The sequence below is a fragment of the Pseudohalocynthiibacter aestuariivivens genome, from assembly GCF_018457175.1.
In the GTDB taxonomy this organism is placed as follows: Bacteria; Pseudomonadota; Alphaproteobacteria; order Rhodobacterales; family Rhodobacteraceae; genus Pseudohalocynthiibacter; species Pseudohalocynthiibacter aestuariivivens.
On record NZ_JAGFNU010000007.1, the window covers coordinates 95,608 to 114,269 of the forward strand.

General features: G+C 52.1%; 21 protein-coding genes. 5 read left to right on the forward strand and 16 right to left on the reverse strand.

Annotated features, from left to right (window positions below; all coding sequences use genetic code 11):
- Nucleotides 1-52: 52 nt before the first annotated feature.
- Nucleotides 53-1,024 carry a prolyl aminopeptidase gene (pip, locus tag J4E70_RS11725; protein WP_213889598.1) on the reverse strand — a complete coding sequence of 324 codons (972 nt, stop codon included), beginning with the start codon at nucleotides 1,022-1,024 and terminating at the stop codon, nucleotides 53-55.
- Nucleotides 1,025-1,092: 68 nt separating this feature from the next.
- Between pip and ubiG the strand changes: the two genes are divergently transcribed.
- Entirely contained in the window at nucleotides 1,093-1,857 is a 765-nt protein-coding gene (gene ubiG / locus J4E70_RS11730; protein ID WP_213889599.1) for a bifunctional 2-polyprenyl-6-hydroxyphenol methylase/3-demethylubiquinol 3-O-methyltransferase UbiG, read from the forward strand.
- Here the strand turns inward: ubiG and J4E70_RS11735 are convergent.
- The 4 genes from J4E70_RS11735 to J4E70_RS11750 are packed head-to-tail and all read right to left on the reverse strand — an operon-like array spanning nucleotide 1,845 to nucleotide 4,144.
- Nucleotides 1,845-2,288 carry a MarR family winged helix-turn-helix transcriptional regulator gene (locus J4E70_RS11735; protein WP_213889600.1) on the reverse strand — a complete coding sequence of 148 codons (444 nt, stop codon included), beginning with the start codon at nucleotides 2,286-2,288 and terminating at the stop codon, nucleotides 1,845-1,847. The genes ubiG and J4E70_RS11735 overlap by 13 nt on opposite strands.
- A complete protein-coding gene (locus tag J4E70_RS11740) occupies nucleotides 2,288-3,118 on the reverse strand; it encodes a carbon-nitrogen hydrolase family protein (protein ID WP_213889602.1) in 831 nt (276 codons plus the stop codon). The genes J4E70_RS11735 and J4E70_RS11740 overlap by 1 nt, the downstream gene beginning before the upstream one ends.
- Before the next feature lie 2 nt (nucleotides 3,119-3,120).
- A complete protein-coding gene (grxC, locus tag J4E70_RS11745; protein WP_213889604.1) occupies nucleotides 3,121-3,378 on the reverse strand; it encodes a glutaredoxin 3 in 258 nt (85 codons plus the stop codon).
- A 34-nt stretch (nucleotides 3,379-3,412) separates the two neighbouring features.
- Nucleotides 3,413-4,144, reverse strand: a complete 732-nt coding sequence (locus tag J4E70_RS11750; RefSeq protein ID WP_246531719.1) for a ComF family protein — start codon at nucleotides 4,142-4,144, stop codon at nucleotides 3,413-3,415.
- A 30-nt stretch (nucleotides 4,145-4,174) separates the two neighbouring features.
- On the opposite strand from J4E70_RS11750, the gene J4E70_RS11755 reads away from it, so the two are divergent.
- Both J4E70_RS11755 and hemH read left to right on the forward strand, forming a co-directional pair.
- A complete protein-coding gene (locus tag J4E70_RS11755) occupies nucleotides 4,175-4,996 on the forward strand; it encodes a methyltransferase domain-containing protein (protein ID WP_213889606.1) in 822 nt (273 codons plus the stop codon).
- A 73-nt stretch (nucleotides 4,997-5,069) separates the two neighbouring features.
- A complete protein-coding gene (gene hemH / locus J4E70_RS11760; protein ID WP_213889608.1) occupies nucleotides 5,070-6,107 on the forward strand; it encodes a ferrochelatase in 1,038 nt (345 codons plus the stop codon).
- A gap of 68 nt (nucleotides 6,108-6,175) precedes the next feature.
- Here the strand turns inward: hemH and J4E70_RS11765 are convergent, their stop codons facing one another.
- Complete coding sequence (locus J4E70_RS11765; RefSeq protein WP_213889609.1) at nucleotides 6,176-6,358, reverse strand: hypothetical protein; 183 nt, start codon at nucleotides 6,356-6,358, stop codon at nucleotides 6,176-6,178.
- Between the two features lie 145 nt (nucleotides 6,359-6,503).
- Nucleotides 6,504-7,085 carry a L,D-transpeptidase gene (locus tag J4E70_RS11770; protein WP_377610007.1) on the reverse strand — a complete coding sequence of 194 codons (582 nt, stop codon included), beginning with the start codon at nucleotides 7,083-7,085 and terminating at the stop codon, nucleotides 6,504-6,506.
- 195 nt (nucleotides 7,086-7,280) lie between these two features.
- Between J4E70_RS11770 and dalA the strand changes: the two genes are divergently transcribed.
- Nucleotides 7,281-7,784 carry a divisome-associated lipoprotein DalA gene (gene dalA, locus J4E70_RS11775; protein WP_213889613.1) on the forward strand — a complete coding sequence of 168 codons (504 nt, stop codon included), beginning with the start codon at nucleotides 7,281-7,283 and terminating at the stop codon, nucleotides 7,782-7,784.
- Between the two features lie 16 nt (nucleotides 7,785-7,800).
- Here the strand turns inward: dalA and J4E70_RS11780 are convergent, their stop codons facing one another.
- The 8 genes from J4E70_RS11780 to hslO form a co-directional block, all read right to left on the reverse strand.
- On the reverse strand, nucleotides 7,801-8,298 hold the full coding sequence (locus tag J4E70_RS11780) for a L,D-transpeptidase family protein (protein ID WP_213889616.1): 498 nt from the start codon (nucleotides 8,296-8,298) through the stop codon (nucleotides 7,801-7,803).
- 115 nt (nucleotides 8,299-8,413) lie between these two features.
- A complete protein-coding gene (locus J4E70_RS11785) occupies nucleotides 8,414-9,628 on the reverse strand; it encodes a class I SAM-dependent RNA methyltransferase (RefSeq protein ID WP_213889806.1) in 1,215 nt (404 codons plus the stop codon).
- The gene (locus J4E70_RS11790; protein WP_213889617.1) at nucleotides 9,628-11,457 is read right to left on the reverse strand and encodes an ABC transporter ATP-binding protein; all 1,830 of its coding nucleotides are present in this window, start codon (nucleotides 11,455-11,457) and stop codon (nucleotides 9,628-9,630) included. Before J4E70_RS11790 ends, J4E70_RS11785 begins: the two co-directional genes overlap by 1 nt.
- On the reverse strand, nucleotides 11,454-13,298 hold the full coding sequence (locus J4E70_RS11795) for an ABC transporter ATP-binding protein (protein WP_213889624.1): 1,845 nt from the start codon (nucleotides 13,296-13,298) through the stop codon (nucleotides 11,454-11,456). Before J4E70_RS11795 ends, J4E70_RS11790 begins: the two co-directional genes overlap by 4 nt.
- A gap of 130 nt (nucleotides 13,299-13,428) precedes the next feature.
- Nucleotides 13,429-14,025: a LysE family translocator gene (locus tag J4E70_RS11800; protein ID WP_213889630.1), complete on the reverse strand. Its 597-nt coding sequence runs from the start codon at nucleotides 14,023-14,025 to the stop codon at nucleotides 13,429-13,431.
- A 58-nt stretch (nucleotides 14,026-14,083) separates the two neighbouring features.
- Entirely contained in the window at nucleotides 14,084-15,235 is a 1,152-nt protein-coding gene (locus tag J4E70_RS11805; RefSeq protein WP_213889632.1) for a CCA tRNA nucleotidyltransferase, read from the reverse strand.
- A complete protein-coding gene (locus J4E70_RS11810) occupies nucleotides 15,235-15,831 on the reverse strand; it encodes a CoA pyrophosphatase (protein WP_213889633.1) in 597 nt (198 codons plus the stop codon). Before J4E70_RS11810 ends, J4E70_RS11805 begins: the two co-directional genes overlap by 1 nt.
- Entirely contained in the window at nucleotides 15,821-16,822 is a 1,002-nt protein-coding gene (hslO, locus tag J4E70_RS11815) for an Hsp33 family molecular chaperone HslO (protein WP_213889634.1), read from the reverse strand. The genes J4E70_RS11810 and hslO overlap by 11 nt, the downstream gene beginning before the upstream one ends.
- Nucleotides 16,823-16,899: 77 nt before the next feature.
- On the opposite strand from hslO, the gene J4E70_RS11820 reads away from it, so the two are divergent.
- A complete protein-coding gene (locus J4E70_RS11820; RefSeq protein ID WP_213889636.1) occupies nucleotides 16,900-17,337 on the forward strand; it encodes an NUDIX hydrolase in 438 nt (145 codons plus the stop codon).
- Between the two features lie 2 nt (nucleotides 17,338-17,339).
- Here the strand turns inward: J4E70_RS11820 and J4E70_RS11825 are convergent, their stop codons facing one another.
- Complete coding sequence (locus J4E70_RS11825) at nucleotides 17,340-18,617, reverse strand: PP2C family protein-serine/threonine phosphatase (RefSeq protein WP_213889637.1); 1,278 nt, start codon at nucleotides 18,615-18,617, stop codon at nucleotides 17,340-17,342.
- Nucleotides 18,618-18,662: the final 45 nt, after the last annotated feature.

Here is an 18,662-nt window from a genome sequence, read left to right on the forward strand (position 1 = left end):
CGATTCAGATGAAAGCATGAAATTTTTCTTATGTTTTTATGTGATTATGAAACTATCGCTGCGAAATTTCATTCATGATTTCGATAAGGGCAGCACTGATTCCCGCCTCCGACAAGGCGTGACCGGACAGTGAAACCAGGTTCAGATCCGCTTTTGGCCAGCGTTTCGACAGCTCCCATGCAGCGGTTGGTGGACAAATCATGTCGTACCGTCCCTGCACGATTTTTCCGGGGATGTCGGCGATTTTTCCCATGTCTCGTAAAATCTGACCATCCGTTTGAAGAAAGGCACGATTCATGAAGTAGTGGTTCTCCAGCCTCGCAAATGCGTGGGCATAATCTGGCGGGCTTTGGCTCGCGGCTCCGTTATTTGTTATCGACGCCAGTGCATTTTCCCAAGCCGTCCACGCCCTCGCGTATTTGATTTCGGTTGCGGGATCTCCACAAAACAATCGTTTGTTGTAAGCCGCAATCATGTCCCGTTGCTCGTCCTCCGGGATCAGGCCAGAAAACTCTGCCCATAAATCGGGCCAAAACCGGCCAACCCCACCGCCATAAAACCAGTCAAGCTCAGCCTGAGTCGCCAGGAAAACACCGCGTAAAACCAGGTGCCGTACCCGGTTTGGATGCGCTTGTGCATAGACCAGAGCCAGAGTCGCGCCCCAACTGCCACCAAAAACAACCCAGTCACTTATTCCCAATATTTCGCGAATACGCTCTATATCCGCGACCAAATGCCATGTCGTGTTGTTTTCAACGCTGGCGTGCGGTGTTGATCGCCCACACCCGCGCTGATCAAAAAGAACAATACGGTAAACTTTGGGGTCAAAGAACCTGCGCATAACCGGGCTGCATCCACCACCCGGGCCACCATGAAGCACAACAACAGGCAACCCATTTGGATTGCCGCATTCCTCAACGTAAACGTGGTGCCCGTCGCCAACATCCAGTGTCTGTCTGGCGTATGGCTCGACAGATGGAAAAAGAAGCGTAGCTGCGCCTTTTTGACCTGAGTATTTGTCCATAAAAGACCTATATATCGTTTTAAGCCGCGTTTGACGGATGCTGCCTAGAAAACCACATGGGGTCGAGAATGCAAACCACCGAATCCAAAGCCGAGACAACTGTTGACCCGAAAGAGGTTGCAAAGTTTGAAGCCATGGCTGCCGAATGGTGGGACCCGACAGGTAAGTTTAAGCCGCTTCACATGCTGAACCCGTGCAGGCTCGACTATATCACCAGCCAGGTCGCTGCAGAGTTTGATCGTGACCTTACAACCAATCTGCCTTTCAAAGGTTTATGTGTTCTTGACATCGGTTGTGGTGGCGGTCTGCTCTCAGAGCCAATGGCGCGACTTGGTGCAGCCGTGGTAGGTGCAGATGCTGCAGCCGGCAATATTCCGGTTGCGCGCATTCATGCAGAGCAATCCGGTGTAGAGGTCGACTACCGCCACACAACTGCCGAAGATTTAGCGGCCGCCGGCGAAACATTTGACGTAATCCTGAACATGGAAGTTGTCGAACATGTCGCCGACCCGCTGGCCTATCTGACCGCGTGCCAAACTCTTCTTAAGCCAGGCGGTCTGATGCTGTGCTCAACAATAAACCGGAATCCCAAAAGCTTTATGGTGGCGATCGTGGGTGCCGAAGTCATCATGCGCTGGCTCCCTAAGGGAACGCACGATTGGAACAAATTCATCACCCCGGATGAGTTGTATGAACTGATCCGCAATGCCGGGTTAGACCCGGTCGACCGCAAGGGTTTTGTGTTCAACCCGATAAGCTGGAACTGGTCTTTGTCAGATCGTGATCTCTCGGTCAATTACGTTACTGCGAGCCTTAAGGTTCAGGATTCCTGATCAAGCCGCTCTCGCAATTCGCGCAAAACCGGAAGCGCGCCCCTGACTTTGTCTTTGCCGATCTTTTTAACAACGTCGCTGATAATCGGGATAATCGCCTCAAGGGCAACGTCACAGGCCGCGCGGCCCGCAGGGCTGATCGAGACAAATTTTCGGCGGGCATCTTCCCAGTCTGGTCGGACATGTACATGCCCCGCCCATTCCAGCTTTGACAATGTATTGGTCATAGCACCACGCGTTACGTGAAAAGCACGCGCCAATTGGCCAGGGGACCGTTCATCATTTACATGCGCCAAATGGTTGAGAACCGAAAAATGAGATATCTCCATCCCTTTCGGGAGCGCTTTTGACAAACGGTTGCGCGCAAGCTGATCCGCCATAAATATTTCGCCAAACAGCGCTACAGCAAGAGGATCATTAAGCTCGGACATCAGGGGCCTTTAAAATCTCTGTCATGTGTCAGGGACGGTATCTTTTTCCGGCACTTATCTACGTCATCAAGATCAAAATCAACGATAGTTACGCCGGGGTTTTCGCCGCCATCTGCCAAAATCTCGCCCCAAGGGGAAACAGCCAGAGAGTGACCGTATGTTTTGCGCGGCGCCCCAACGGTAATCGGGTGTATACCACATTGCGCTGGCGCTAGAACGAAACACCCGGTTTCAATTGCACGCGCCCTTAGCAGAGCATGCCAATGCGCTGCACCAGAAACAGGAGAAAACGCTGCCGGGCTGGTCAAGATTTTTGCCCCGGCTTTCGCCAGCGCCCGGTGCAAATGAGCGAAACGCACGTCATAGCAAATGGTCATTCCAATTTTGGCGAAGTCTGTTTTTGCTACGACAGCGTTACTGCCAGGCCGGTACCCCGCTGATTCACGAAACGTCTCTGTTTCATCAATATCAACGTCAAACATGTGTATTTTGTCATATCGCGCCACGATCTGACCTGCAGGCCCAATCAGAAACGAGCGGTTTGCGAATCGGCCATCCGGATCGTTTGTTTTTAGTCCAAGCGATCCAATCAGAACCCAAATACCCAGTGTTTTTGCTTCTGCGCGTATTGCCGCCAACGTCAGATCATCTGCTTCGGTCTGCAAAACACTTTGCTGGTGGTTGCGGCTATTGGAGACGCAGTTGGTAACTTCTGGTGTCAGCGCAAATTTGGCACCTTCCGCTGCAGATTGCCGAAGGTAATCCAGCGTTACGTCCAGATTTTTCTCCGGCAGATCCCCAGCGTTAAGTTGCAAAAGTGCGACACGCATATTCAGGCTACCAACATCGGGTCAAGCGCGCGCCGTCGGTCAAGCTCGTAAATCTCGTCGCATCCACCAACATGTTTTCCGTCAATGAAAATCTGTGGCACCGTCCGCCCGCCCTTCGCTCGTTTCATCATTTCCTGACGCTTCGAAGAATCGCGAGAAACGTCAACCTCTTGATAAGAAACACCTTTTTTATTTAGCAAACGTTTCGCGGCGACACAAAAGCCGCAAAAAGGTGTCGTGTAAATCTCTACTGGTTTCATAGTCTGTACCCTAGTTTCCGTGAACTATAGGCATTTAGGCATCCTTCGCAACGCGCGCCAGTATCAACACGAAAACTTCAACAGCGCCCGCAGAAAAGCATGCCTCGGTACATGCCGCCAAAGTTGCACCAGACGTCATTACGTCATCAATCAAAAGAACCGGGCGGTTTTCAAACATTTCATGGCGCTTTGGATTTGGACGAATCACATCCGTTAGTGCCTGAAACCTTTCGTCGCGCGTTAAGCCATCCAAAGGTGCCGTTCGCGAAGTGCGGCGCAACAAATCCGGACAGAATTCAAGGTTTGCCTGCTTTGAAATGGTTTTTCCCAAAAGTGCTGCCTGATTATACCGGCGCTTCAGAAGCCTGCTCCAATGAAGCGGGACAGGCGCAACCAACATATTGGGCTTTATCAGCGAGGCGCCCGCCCGTAGCATCCAGCCAGCCGCTGGGCGAACAAGGTCCTCTCGGTCGCCATGCTTCAAGGCAAGCACAATCTTGCGGCTATTTTCTTTGTACAACATGGCCGCCCGGCCTTTATCCCAAGGGCGCGCAACGGTTATGCAATCATCACAATGAACCATTTCCGGGCCTGCTGATCCGGGCAATGGAACGCCACATTTATCGCAAATCAGGCCAGAAATGAATGTGGTATCACGCCAACATGCTCCACAAAGTGCGAACTCGCTTTCAACCAATTTCCGGCAGGTCACGCATTGCGGCGGAAATATCGTGCGTAGGACACTTTGCATCCGTTTCTCATCCATCTAGATTGCGCCGAAGCTAAAGGACGCGAAATGTCAAAACCCGCTGAACTGACAGACCGAAATGCACTTGAAATGCACCGTATGCGCGCGTTGTCTGCACCTGCGTTTTTCCTGTTGGAAGACACCGCAGACGAGATTCAAGAAAGACTGAACGAAGTTAACAGAGTATTTAAAACAGAGGCTGTCGTTGCGCCTTTTCCAAATTTTTGGGCAACGCACTTTCCCACTGCAAAAGTTGTACCCGATGAAGATCTTTTGGATTTTGAGCCAGAAGCACATGACTTGATTGTCGACGGTCTGTCTCTGCATTGGTCGAATGACCCGGTCGGGCAGCTAATACAGATACGTCGCGCGCTTCGCCCGGACGGGTTGTTTTTGGGGGCAGTGTTTGGTGGGCAAACACTACACGAACTTCGGTCCTGTCTCGCAGAAGCGGAGATATTTTTAGCGGGTGGCCTGTCACCTCGCATCGCACCCATGGGCGAAATCCGTGATCTTGGCGCAATCTTGCAAAGGGCGGGATTTGCGCTTCCCGTTGCTGACACTTCGGTCAAAACAGTTTCTTATCGCTCCGCCTTTCACCTTATGAAAGATTTGCGCGCCATGGGCGAAACCAACGCGCTGGCCCAGCGCCGTAAAACAATTCCACCCAAAGCCCTGTTCGCTGAGGCATCAAAAATTTATGCTCAGAAATACAGTATGGCCGACGGTCGAATTCCCGCGACATTCGAAATCGTCTATCTGACCGGATGGGCACCTGACGAAAGCCAGCAAAAACCGCTTCGCCCAGGTTCGGCTAAAGCACGTTTGGCGGATGCCCTTGGCACAACCGAAACACCAGTTTCAGATTAAAGTTTCCGCCAAGATTGACCCTTTCGAATAAGCCACTATCTGTTGCACACCACGAAATTTATCAGGAAACATTATGACGCAATCATTTCTGCCCGAGGGGCACCCGACGATCCCGCCTGCACGCGTTGGGGTTCTGATTGCAAACCTTGGCACACCGGACGGATATGATTACTGGTCGATGCGGCGGTACCTGAACGAGTTCCTGTCAGACCAGCGTGTCATCGACTATCCGGCTTGGAAATGGCAGCCGCTTTTGCAGCTCATTATTCTGACAAAAAGGCCATTTTCTTCGGGCGCAGCCTATAAAAGCATTTGGAACGAAGAAGCTGGTGAAAGCCCGCTAATGACAATTACAAAGGCGCAAACCAATAAGCTGCGCCAGGTTTTGTCAAAGCGATATGGTAATCAGGTCGTTGTTGATTTTTCGATGCGCTACGGAAATCCGTCTACAAAATCAAAGGTAGAGGCGCTAATTGCTGCCGGTTGCCAAAAGATCTTGTTCTTTCCGCTCTACCCCCACTACGCTGGCGCGACAACTGCAACGGCGAATGACGCTTTTTTTAAGGCCCTAAGCGACGCCACCTGGCAACCTGCGGTGCGCACGGTCCCAGCTTACTTTGAACAACCAAGCTATATAGATGCATTGGCCCAATCCGTTGAGCGCGCTTATGCTAAACTTGATACGCGCCCGGACCATTTGATCGCGTCTTATCACGGAATGCCTGAACGCTATCTTACCCAAGGTGATCCATATCACTGTCAATGCCAGAAGACTTCGCGCCTTTTGAAGGAGCGCCTGGGCTGGGACGACGGCGAAATTATTACGACATTTCAGTCAAAGTTCGGGCCGGAAGAGTGGTTGAAGCCCTATACCGTCGAAGAGGTGGCGCGCCTTGCCAAAGCTGGCAAGAAGAACATTGCAGTCATTGCGCCTGCCTTTTCGGCGGATTGCATCGAAACACTTGAAGAGATCAACGAAGAAATTTTTGAGAGTTTTGAACACGCGGGCGGAGAAAAATTTACATATGTCCCGTGCCTGAATGATGAAGACGCGCATATTAGCGCGCTGTCAAACGTCATCGAGCAGAATTTATGCGGGTGGCTAGACTGAATTTTCTTTTGACAAGAAAAAAGGCGGTGCAAAACACCGCCTCTTTTTCTCAGATGTGACGCGTACTATTAGCTAGCAACAGCAGCAGCAAGTACGACAAACAGCAAAATTGGAACAACCATGTTACCGCCTGAAGAAGAAGATTGTTCTTCCACGATAATCTCAGGTTCCATCATTGGCTCGCTCATGTTGCCAGCGAAAGCTGTGGTAGCAGCAACTGACAGAGCAGCAGCAAGTGCGATTTTTTTCATTTTTTCTCTCCAGAAATAGCATCGGGTCGCAATTACAGTCGACCCGAAGCACCCAACACCGTATCTCGTGCCGGGTTCTAACCAGTAAAATAAGGCATTTGCAAATGTCTTGCGTTCTGGAGCCTCTGTGACGAGCCGATTGTCGCTATATTAGCAACACTTGGGTTCCGACGGTCGCAAGCTCAAACAATTCAGAGATATTCTCGTTGTACAGTCCAATACAGCCGTTGGATGATCTGCGCCCAATTTTTCGCGTATCGTGCGTGCCGTGAATTCGGTAGTAGGTCCAGCCCAGATACAGCGCATGTGTCCCAAGCGGGTTATCAGGGCCTGGGCCTACGTAGTCTGGCCATTCTGGGTTGCGGATTTTCATTGAGGGTGTCGGACTCCAGCTGGGGCCTTCCACCTTGCGTGCAACCCTAGTACGGCCACGGCGCGTAAGCTCTTCAGACATCGGAACCGAAGTTGGATAAAGTTTGTAAACCGTCTCTTCCTGGTTCCAGTAATGAAGTGCGCGCGACGTGGTATCCACCAAAATCGCACCGCGTCTTAGATTATCGAAATAAGGTTGCCAGCGTAGTGATCGGAAACTTGAGATATTGCGGCGCACTGCCTCCGAAATTTCGCCCTCAATTTCCACAGAGTCGCCAGTGGATTGCGCAATCGCCGGGACGGCAAGTCCACCAACGAAAGCGGCAGTCGTTCCTAAAAACAATCTACGGTTCATTCTGTTTTTCTCTTCAGTATTCATTGTAGCATCCGTTTCCTGACTGGTGCACACATCCATATAGACAATATGGCGAGAATGCCTCAGTCGCAAATCAAACAAGCGTTAGATTGCCGGTTCAGGGATATGTGGGTTTGAACAGCAACGCCTAAGCCGCTAGAGAAAGAAAATTATTGAATAGGGACGGTTATCAATATGGTACGGTTTTTTGGTCTTCTCCTTGCAATGGTGCTTGGCCTATCGGCTTGTAGCCCTGAATTAGCTCCGCTTGGGCCTGATGGAAAACCTTTACCGCGGGTATACCGAATCGCTAATAGTTCTGAGGTTCAGTTCCGTATGCTGGATTCCATAAATGCGTTACGTGAAGCTGCGGGCGCAAGCAGCATCAGCTTGGATAGCAAGCTGACAGCCGCAGCAGCGACCCATTCGCGCGATATGTCGATACAAAACCGTCCATGGCATTTTGGCTCAGACGGATCGTCGCCATTAGACCGGGTCGCGCGCACAGGGTACCCCGGTATTATGTTGGGTGAAAACATATCTGAAACATATGAATCAGAGCTTGAGACCCTGTCTGCATGGATGGAACAACCGGATACGCGCAACATTATTCTGGATACCAATGCGACAAACATGGGCTTTTCCTGGCATCAGGAAGCAAACGGGAAAATCTGGTGGACGCTGATACTGGGCAGCTAAGGCCTGCCTCTGCTCGCTAGCTGTAAAGCGATATCGGCGTGCCGATTTCAACCATGGAATAAATTTTCTCCATTTCTCGGTTGCTTACCGAAATACATCCCCATGTCCAGTCTTCACCGCGTTTGTCAAAGGGTCTGGCTGCGCCGTGAATAAAAATATCACCCCCGGGGGGCTGGCCTAAGGCGGCCGCTTTCGCGCGGTCGTTTTCATTTGGATAAGATATTCCAAGTGATAAATAAAATTCACTGTTTGGGTTCCGCCGGTCGATAATGTAGTGGCCTTCCGGGGTTTTCCCGTCACCTTCGATCTGCTTATGGCCATCTGGCGCGAAGCCCAGATCTATATCATAGGCTTTTAAAGACCGGTTTTCATTCAAAAGGTACATCCGACGTTCACCCTTGAACACAACAATTCGGGTCACTTCTGGGCCCGAATAAGTTAGAAATTTGGAAGAACTGCAGGAGCCTAGCGTTAAAGTCGCTGCCAGCCCCTTTAGAAACGTTGCCCTACGCATTTTTACGCGCCTCAAAGTTTTTAATTTTCACAACTAGATACAGCATTTTAGCACATTTTGATAGTTGGTTTAGAATATTGGACATCAAACAGACGTGAACGCGCTGAGCAACGTATCAGGTTTTTCGAAATGCAGTGCACAGCTCAATATGAGGGGACCAACGAAACTGGTCGACGACCTGCAACATTCCCAACTGATACCCGTGGTCAACCAAATGTTTTGCATCGCGCGCGAAAGTAACCGGATTGCACGAAATCATCGCTATACGCGGAATATTTGATTTTCCAAGCTCTCGCACCTGCGCCTCTGCGCCAGCGCGCGGTGGGTCAATCACCACTGCATCAAACCGCTTCAGTTCATCTGGCATAAGTGGCCTGCGAAACAAATCGCGTGTTTCTGTTGTGACGCGTTTCAGACCCTGCGCCAACCGCCACCCTTTGTCCAAAGCGGCGAGCATCAAAGCGTCACTTTCAACCGCATGAACTTCTGAATGCGCCGCAGCAGGAAGCGAAAAAGTTCCACACCCAGCGAAAAGATCAACAACATGTTTAGCACCTGAAATAGTCTCTAACACTGCGGAACTCAGCATTTTTTCGCCTTCTAATGTGGCTTGTAAAAAGGCACCTGGTGGCGGAACCACGCTTGCCGAGCCAAACTGTTGGGCCGGGGAAAACCGCTGTGCGATCAGTTCATCATCCCACGTAAGACGCGCCAAACCATATGTCTCAGCGATCCCTGCAAGCTCGACCCTCTGTTTGCCATCCGCTGGCCCTACACCCTTAACCGTTACATCAATTCCTGAATCACTTTGCGCGACCAGAAGGCTGATTTCACTTTTGCGTGACGCCCCGATGATTGTGAGCGCCTCCAAAGCAGGCGTGGCGCTTAGAAGGGCAGGATGCAGCAATTCGCAATTGGGAATCTGAATGATTGTATCGGAAGCGTGCATATGAAACCCAACCAATGCGCCTTTCTTGGTGCGGCGACCAGAAAGCGTTGCGCGCCGCCGCGATTTTGGTGGCGAGGTCACAATGGGTCGCATTTCAGCGCGCAACCCCTGCGCTGCAAGCGCTGTTTCAACAACGCCCAGCTTCCAGTTGGCCACAAACTCATCAGATGCGTGCTGCAACAAACATCCCCCACAAGATTTCGCGTGTGAACAAGGGGGCCGAACACGATCTGCAGAGGGTGTAATGATCTTTGGCGCAACTATACGGCCGTCCTGAACCTCGCCAGAGACAACTTCGCCCGGCAAAGCCTGTGCAACAAAAACCGGGCCAGTAGTTATCCCATCACCCTGATGTCCCAATCTCTCGATGGTTACTTCAATCACTCTGCCGCCTCGTTGATCCCGATAAAGCCGCCTGATTGCCTGCTCCAGTACCGCGCGTAAAGCCCGCTTTTATGCAAAAGCTTCTGATGTGTGCCGATTTCGGCAATTCTGCCCTCTTCAAGTACCACGATCCGGTCCATCCGTGCGATGGTTGACAAGCGGTGCGCGATTGCGAGCACGGTTTTGCCTTCCATTACCCGCTCCAACGCCGTTTGGATTGCCGCTTCCACTTCGCTGTCAAGCGCGCTTGTCGCTTCGTCCAGGATCAGAATTGGCGCATCTTTCAAAATTGCACGCGCAAGCGCGATGCGCTGCCGCTGACCTCCAGACAGTTTTACGCCACGCTCACCCAGATGCGCAGCGTACCCACGGCGTTCTTTAAGGTCCTGCATCCCTTCGATAAATTGATGGGCTTCTGCACGCAGCGCTGCCTCTTTTACTTGCTCGACAGTTGCGTCTGGATGCCCATAAAGGATGTTGTCATGGGCAGAGCGGTTAAACATTGCCGTTTCCTGAGTAACTGTACTGATTTGCTGTCGCAAACTTTCCTGCGTTACATCTCTCAGATTCTGTCCATCAATGAAAACAGCGCCTTTTTCGGTGTCATAGAGACGAAGCAACAGCGAAACCAGTGTTGATTTTCCTGCACCTGAGGCGCCGACAATGCCAAGTTTTTCACCAGGGTGAATCGTAAGGGATACGTTGTCTATCCCGCCCTTTTCGCGCCCATAAGCGAAACTAGCGCCTTCAAACCGTATCTCTCCGCGTGTGACCTTCAAGGCAACTGCATCAACTGCATCTGGCAAGTCATGTGGCGGTGTCAGGGTGCGCATGCCATCTTCGACTTCGCCAATGTTTGCGTAGATCGCCATCAGAACGAAGCTTACCCAACCCGTCATTTGCGCAATACGGATAGAAACTGCGCCCGTCGCGGCAATGTCCCCCGGGCTAGCAAGGCCAAGCGTCCACAACCACAACACACTGCCGAGCAAAAAAACCGGCAGGGTGCCCGCAATTGTCATCAGCGAGAAACGAAAAAGGGTCGCTATCGTTCCCGAGTAAATTTTCTTGAGTCGCCAATCTTCCATCGCGTCGAGCGCAACAGCATCTTCGTGGCGGTGATGGGCAAACAGTTTGACAGTTTTAATATTTGTGACGGTGTCCACAATTTGACCCGTCAGATTTGCACGCGCCCCGGCCTGCGCGGCAGACCTTACCCGGATCCGCGGCATAAACCACCGGATCAGCGATAGATACCCAACCAACCAAACGGCCAGAACCAAAGCAATACGCCAGTCGATCGTGGTAAGCAGCAATGCCGATCCCACAAGTGACGCCAGTGCAAACGCCACGACGTTGATTAATTCAACGACAACTTCATTCACCGCGCGTGACGTTTGCATCTGTTTCTGTGCAATGCGCCCGGCAAAGTCGTCATCAAAAAAGCTGATCGCGTGGCCAAGCGTGTACCGATTGAGGCGTGATAAAACCAATGTTGTTATGTTCGGCGCAACGGCCAATGACTGCATGGCTGCGGAGGTTCCGAAAACCAGCGGGCGCAGGACCACGAAAAACGCCGCGATTCCAAGCAACATAAGCCAGCTGTCTTTTACAAAATCGGCCCCGCCCAAAATAGCGCCGTCAATGACCAGGCCCAACAAAAGCGCTGTCATCACTTCCAGCACACCAGCAGTTGCTGATACGGCCGCTGCCAAGCCCAAAATCGGCATGGCACCCTTTAGGCACCATTTGAAAAACGCGGCGAGTGTGCGTGGTGGCGGGCCATCAGATGGCGAAAACCCGTCTATTAGTGACGATAAATTCACTCTGCCGCCTCTTCCGTCCCGATGAATCCGCCAGATTGTCGCGCCCAGAACCTTGCATACAGGCCCCCCGCGGCAAGAAGTTCTGAGTGGCTTCCTTCTTCGGCAACCTGGCCGCTCTCCATTACCAATATCCGGTCCATATGTGCTATCGTTGAAAGGCGGTGGGCAATGGCAACGACCGTCTTGCCTTCCATCATCCCATACAGCGTGTCCTGGATCGCGGCTTCGACTTCGCTGTCAAGCGCACTTGTCGCCTCATCCAGTAACAAGATAGGCGCATCTTTAAGAATAACCCTTGCAAGCGCGACCCGTTGCCGTTGCCCGCCTGAAAGCTTCACGCCACGTTCGCCAACATGTGCGTCATAGCCTTTGCGCCCCTCAGGGTCTTCCAGCTCGAGAATGAAATCATGCGCCTCGGCCCGCTTTGCGGCCTCGACAACTTCTGCCCCCGACGCGTCGGGGCGCCCATAGAGGATATTTTCCCGTATCGACCGATGCAGAAGAGAGCTGTCTTGCTGCACCATACCAATCACACGGCGAAGACTCTCCTGCGTTACCTTTGAAATATCCTGGCCATCGATCAAGATTCGCCCCTTGTCCGCATCGTAAAACCGCAGCAAAAGCTTCACAAAGGTGGTTTTACCTGCGCCTGATCTGCCGATTAGCCCAATCTTTTCGCCCGCCTGAATTTTTAGATTTATGTTAGAAAGCCCACCCGCCTCGCGGCCATAGTGGTGGGAAAGCTCACGCGCTTCGATCAAACCGTTTTTGAATACCAAGGGTTTGGCACCAATCGAATCTACCAGTGTAATTGGCTGCGCGATGGTTTCCATACCTTCAGAAATGACCCCAAGGTTGCGGAAAAAGCTGGACAGCGCCCACATTATCCAGCCTGTCATTGCGTTCAGGCGTAGCGTCAGCGCAGTAGCCGCAGCAACGACACCAATCGTTGCGCTGTCGTTCATCCATAGCCAAACCGCCCAGCCAACAACCCCAACAATCAACAAACCGTTAATCGCGACAAGTGAGACATCCATTTTGGTAAAGATGCGCATCTCTATTTGAAAAGTCTTGCGCGTATTTTCAATGGCCTCTTTGGCGTAGCCAAGTTCTGTATCGTGATGCGCGAAGAGTTTGACAGAGTGAATATTCGTATAGCTGTCCACGACCCGTCCCGTAACCTCGCTTCGCGCGTCAGACGCGGCCTTGGAGGCGGGCCCAACCCGGCGCATCGTCCAGTTCACAAGCATTCCGTAAAGCACCAGCCAGACAACAAGGGGTATGGCAAGCCGTGCGTCTGCCTCGGCCAGCATCACGCCGGCGCCAATGAAATAGGCTGTTGCAAAGGTCAGCGCGTCAAAAACCTGAAAAACCGCCTCGCCGGCTGCGGGCGGCGTTTGCATTATCCGGTTTGATATACGGCCTGCAAAGTCATTCTCAAACCAGCTAACGGATTGACGCAAAACATGTTTGTGCGCACGCCAGCGGATCATCGTGCCAAAATTAGGCAAAATGGAATTGTTCAGAAGGGCAACATCCAGTGCCTGAAAAATTGGCCGCAAAATCAAGATGAACGCGGCGACCACGATGAATTCTAAAACGTAATTCTCCCGCACTTCCGCAGGCGTGTTGGTCGTTAGCACATCAACAACCCGGCCCATGTAATAGATGAGGCCCACCTCTACCATCGCAACCACAAAGGACATGATACCGACACACCAAAAGACGCGCTTAAACGGACGCGCGTATTCCCGCATGAAAGGCCAAAGCTTTTGCGGTGGCTGGTCGCTCTCCGGATAAGCGACGTAAGGATCAACGAGTCGCTCGAAAAAACTAAGCACTAGGTGCCTCTTTTGCGTTGAAAGGTGTTTTCGCTCTCCTAAGGAACACTAGGTTAGCGGTAACTTCAAGACGACGCTGTGCTGCCAGCTTCGATTAGCGGCATAAAATCGAGATTAGCAACGGGTTTGCCTACTCCAAAAAGATCAGAACAACGCAACCAGCGATCATGACGCCCATCGCAACATTGAACCATCTCAGGCGATCCGCAGTGTTTATCCAGCGCGTTAATGCCTGCCCGGCAAGCGCCCAGCTAGACGCCGAAGACACGCCTACGACCAGAAATACCGCCGCAACAATTAAAGCAGAAAGCACTTGGTTTTCGCCTGTAATGAATTGTGCGGGTATTGCAATGGCCATCGCCCAGGCCTTTGGATTGACCCATTGAAAACCCGCCGCTTCAATAAAGTGGAATGGCCGGGCAGAGTTTGTTCCTGAAGAAAGGCCGCCGCTCGTGGCGATCTTCCAGGCGATATACAACAATAGGCCCGCACCGCCCCAACGAAGTATTTCCCGCATGAACTGACTTTGTTCAAACAAAGCGCCAAGAAAGAAGCCAACCATAAAAACCATAAAAGAAAAGCCCAGCGCAATTCCCAGAATATGCGGCAGCGTCGAACGATAGCCGAAATTCGCACCGGAACTCGCGACAAGCGCATTGTTTGGGCCGGGCGTGAAGGCAGCCGTAAAGGCAAGGCCGATCAGTGCCAGAAGGCTATCGTAGGTCATGCGCGTTCCTGTTGGGTCTGTAAGGCTGACAGAAACCTGTGTCTGGCCCAACAAAAGATCAAGACAGAAGCGCCTTTTTTGTCAGTTTAAAATCTGATGCGATCCATTCAGATTCTAAATGATTCAGATGCGCGCCCAAGGTTTCGCCAATCAGGTCTGGCATTAAATCCGCAGCCTTGATTGGAAAGACTGCTTTCGCACCTCGTTGTATTTCTAGCCTTACTTTTGGGGGTAAAACTGTCTCTAACAACGCGAAATTTAACAAACATACATCAAACGCCGCCTTCTCACCAAGCTTGTAACCCAAGACGGCGGCTGCGGAACCCTGACCGACATTCTTGACAAGAAGGTCAAGTTTGCCCGCCTCATCGCGTGAAAGACGCAATGCCGCGCCCTGCCCGTTTCCGCCCAACGCCGCAAGCCTGCGTATCGGATCAGGAGCGGTTTTCGTTTCCTGTTCAACATGAACCAAAACAGAAAGCGCCTTGGCGTCAGACCCGGGCAAAACACATTGTATCACCCCAGTATGCTGCATGGCTGCGACAGCTGGCGCGGGATCGGGTGCCGAAAGGAGCTTCTTCATTTCTGCGCCAATGCGTTCCTTCGAAAGCGACGCTATACCTGAAATGTTCGCGGCACAGGCAGCCAACCCCTCGGCATCCATGCCGCCTGCTGGATCACCGTACCATGCGTAGAAACGAAAGAACCGAAGGATGCGAAGGTAGTCTTCCTTGATACGCCTGTCCGCGTCTTCGATGAATCGAATACGCCGCGCTTCTAGATCTGGCAGCCCGTCCAACGGGTCAAGAACCGTACCGTCGGCGCTGGCGTAAATTGCGTTGATGGTAAAATCTCTTCGGCGGGCGTCATCGATCACAGCGTCCGAGTACGCGACAACGGCGCGGCGGCCATCCGTTTCAATATCACGGCGAAACGTGGTTATTTCATGCGGGATACCGCCTGAAACGACCGTTACTGTCCCGTGGTCTATGCCTGTCGGAACAGCTTTCAAGCCGGCCGATTCCACAAGTTCCATAACCCGGTCCGGGCGAGCGTCCGTTGAGATATCGATGTCGGATACAGACGCGCCGATAAGCGCATTTCTTACGCAACCACCAACGAAGTACGCTTTGTGACCCGCATCCGTGAGCGCGCGAAAAACGGCTTGTGTTGGTTCGGCTGAAACCCAGTCACCTACCACGCGCGTCATCAATTCAACCTTTCCGCAAGCCCGCGCAATATTCGTGCGGTTGCGCCCCATATATAATAGGGACCGAACGGTACGGTATAGTAGTAGCGCCGCTGTCCCCGCCAATATCTTGATTGCACAGAATATCTATCCGGATTTGTGACGTGATCCAGAGGAACAGAGAACACCTCTTCAACCTCGCCGGGCTCTGGGACAGGCACAAATTTGTCTCTAATTAAGCCCAGAACGGGCACAACTGAAAAACCAGTGACAGTCTCATGGCACGGTAAGGTACCGAGAATCTCGACGCGCTCGCGCGGCAACGCAATCTCTTCTTCTGCTTCACGAAGTGCTGCGTCTTCTGCGCCATTGTCCGTGGCATCGACCTTGCCGCCCGGAAACGCGATCTGACCAGGATGATGCTTTAAACCAGAGGCGCGTTTCGTCAAAACCAGGTGCAATTCGCCTGCCAGTGCCTGTATCGGAACAAGAACAGCTGCCGGCCGCAATACGCGGTTTTCTGGCAGTTGCACGTTTGGATTTAGGTCAAAATCAGACGACTCCGTTCCAGGGCAGCTCAGCGCTGCAATAAATTCGCTGTAGGGTTCAGGCCCCATTATCTGGCTTTCTTTCCGCTTCAAATCCAAGGGTTTTGGGGTCAAGCACATAGTGCGCCCCGCAAAACTGACAATCAGCCGTTACCGTGCCCTCGTCAGTGGTCATGTGTCCAATGTCTTTTGCCGAGTAGATCGAAAGGCTGCTCCGAACCCTTTCTTCAGAACAACTGCATCCAAACTTGATGGGCTGGGCGTCGTAGACACGCGGGGTTTCCTCGTGAAAAAGCCGAACGAGCAAATCCGTCGGATGTACGGAGGGGCCGACCAGCTCCATCTCTTCGACAGAATCCAGCAGGATATTCGCGCGGTTCCAATTTTCTGCAGTTTCTTCATCAAGAAGGTCTGTCGCAATCAAAACACCGTTTTCGCCGCTCCCTCCCTCTCCGTCTGCGAAAGGGGATGCTTTTGGCATGTGTTGCAGCATGATTCCTCCTGCGCGCCAGGTTTCAGGTCCTCCTGCGATTTTTGAGCGTCCGTAGGTCAATTCAAAACGAGTTGGCAATTGCTCTGATTGCGCGAAATAAGACTCTGCACATGCGGAAAGTGAGCCCCCGGCGAGGGGCGTGAGCCCCTGATACGGCACCATCCCTTCGCCCTGATCAATCATGACCGCAAAGTACCCGCTGCCAATCTGACTGAACGGTGTCTTGGATGAATCCAGCCTTTCCTTGTCAAAGCTGGCATATGCCCTAACGCGCGCTGGCTCTCCGTCTTTTGACGGTCCATAGTAATCGGTTGCGATAAGCCGCGCCGGGCCATCACCGCGCACCTGCAACGAAAGCTTCCACCGAAGATCGACGGTCTGGCCAATCAACGCCGTCAAAAGCGCAACTTCTGCAACCAGTGCTTCGATCTGCGCCGGATAATCGTGTTGTGCAAGAACATTGTCCAGAACACCATCCAAGCGTGCGACGCGGCCACGAATGTCTGACCGATCAAGTTGAAATGGCAGGACAGTATCATCCCAGGCGATTCGAGTACTTAGTGACATGGGGTTCCCTTACGCGTCTTGCGTTGGCATACCGCGAGTATATAGGCGGGGCAACCACAGCGGAAAAGAGGCAACAAATGATCAGGCGGTTTGGAAAGTCGGTTAAAGCGGGTGTCAGCTATCGTCGGAGGCCTGGCGCCTACGCGATTCTCGCGCGCGGCACCGATTTGCTGGTGACTCTTCAGCACGAACCAGAATCGGAATTGCAGTTGCCCGGTGGTGGGATCGATCCGGGAGAATCAGCAATTGCCGCGCTTCACCGGGAGGTTTTTGAAGAAACGGGATGGAAAATTGCCGCTCCGCGTTATGTCGGTGCGTTTCGTCGGTTTGTCTTCATGCCGGAATACACATTATGGGCTGAAAAAGTATGTCACATCTACATGGCACGTCCCGTTCTTCAGCTTGGCCCCCCAACCGAAGAGGGGCACACCGCACTTTGGGTTTCAGCAGAAACCGCCGCAAAAGAACTGGGCAATCCAGGTGACAGGCATTTTGTGGAAAGCTGGATTGGTTAACGCTAGCCAGAAAATTCAACCAAAACGGCAGATACATCATCCGGAAAGTCGCGCTCTCCGGAAAATTTAGTCAGGTCCCATAGGAGGGTTTCGAAAAGGGTGTCTCCCTTAATATTGGCGTTTTGCTGCATCAGGCGCATCAAACCACTGTTATCAAGCATGTTTCCTTCTGCGCTTGGACATTCCGTAATTCCATCGGATGGAATCAAAAGCCTGTCACCCCTTTCAAGTCTGACCTGAAATTCTTCAAACTCCGCTTCTTCAATCAAACCTACCGGCATTCCGCCGTCGCCGAAAATTTCAGTTGTTCCGTTAGCACGCTGGACGACCGCATGTGGGTGCCCCGCCTGTGAAAGTGTCACCAAACCGGTTTTCAGATCGATGTTTCCGAGCATCAGAGTAAAATAATGCTCCGTCTCCATCTCCTCCAGCACAAGCTTATTAAGAAGTGACGCTGCTTCAGCGGGGGGCCGGGGTTGAAAAGACCCGCCCTCATCGACAACCAAGGCGATGTTCTGGTCCGGCGACGTGCCGGAAAGATAGCCCGCCAAGCGCGCTGTCATTAGTGCAGAGGTGATTCCGTGTCCCGAAACATCTATGCCGAACAAACCAACTTTCATTTCACTGATGGGAAAGAAGCCAACTAAATCTCCGCCAACGTGCCCACTTGGTCGTAGTAAAAGCGAAACCTGCGCAGCGCCAAAGTCTCGGTATCGCTCTCGCACTAGAGATTGCTGAAGCTTTTTCGCCTCTATCAAGTCACGGTCAAGAATGTTGTAGAGCGACTGAATCTCCGTAAGGGTCTCGCCCACAAGCCGGTTTTTTTCGTTTAGCTCCCGCTCCATTCTCAAAATTCTCTCTCCAGCGGCGATTCGCGCGCGCAGTTCGCCCCCGTTGACGGGTTTAGTCAGAAAATCATCTGCACCCCCGTCGAGGCCATTTGCAATCTCTCCCTTTTCGCTTTTTGACGTGAGAAGGATGAAGTACCCGTAGCTGTCACGTTCCAGTGCACGAAATGCCCGACAAAATTCAACTCCATTCATTCCAGGCATCATCCAATCGCTGACGATCAGATCAATGTTTCGCGTCTTGCAAATCTCCAGAGCCTCTTCACCAGACGCCGCCTCGGACACCAGATAGCCCCAACGTCTAAAATACGCTGTCAGAATTTTCCGCTGCACCCTGCTGTCATCAGCGACAAGGACAGATTGAATTACTTTGTCAGAAAGAAGCTGCGTTTGCAGAGGTTGTTCTGAAACCTCGTGTTTTAAGAAAGCCATCCCGACACCAAAACGTAATTGCGTTGCTACAAGCCTTTGCGTAGC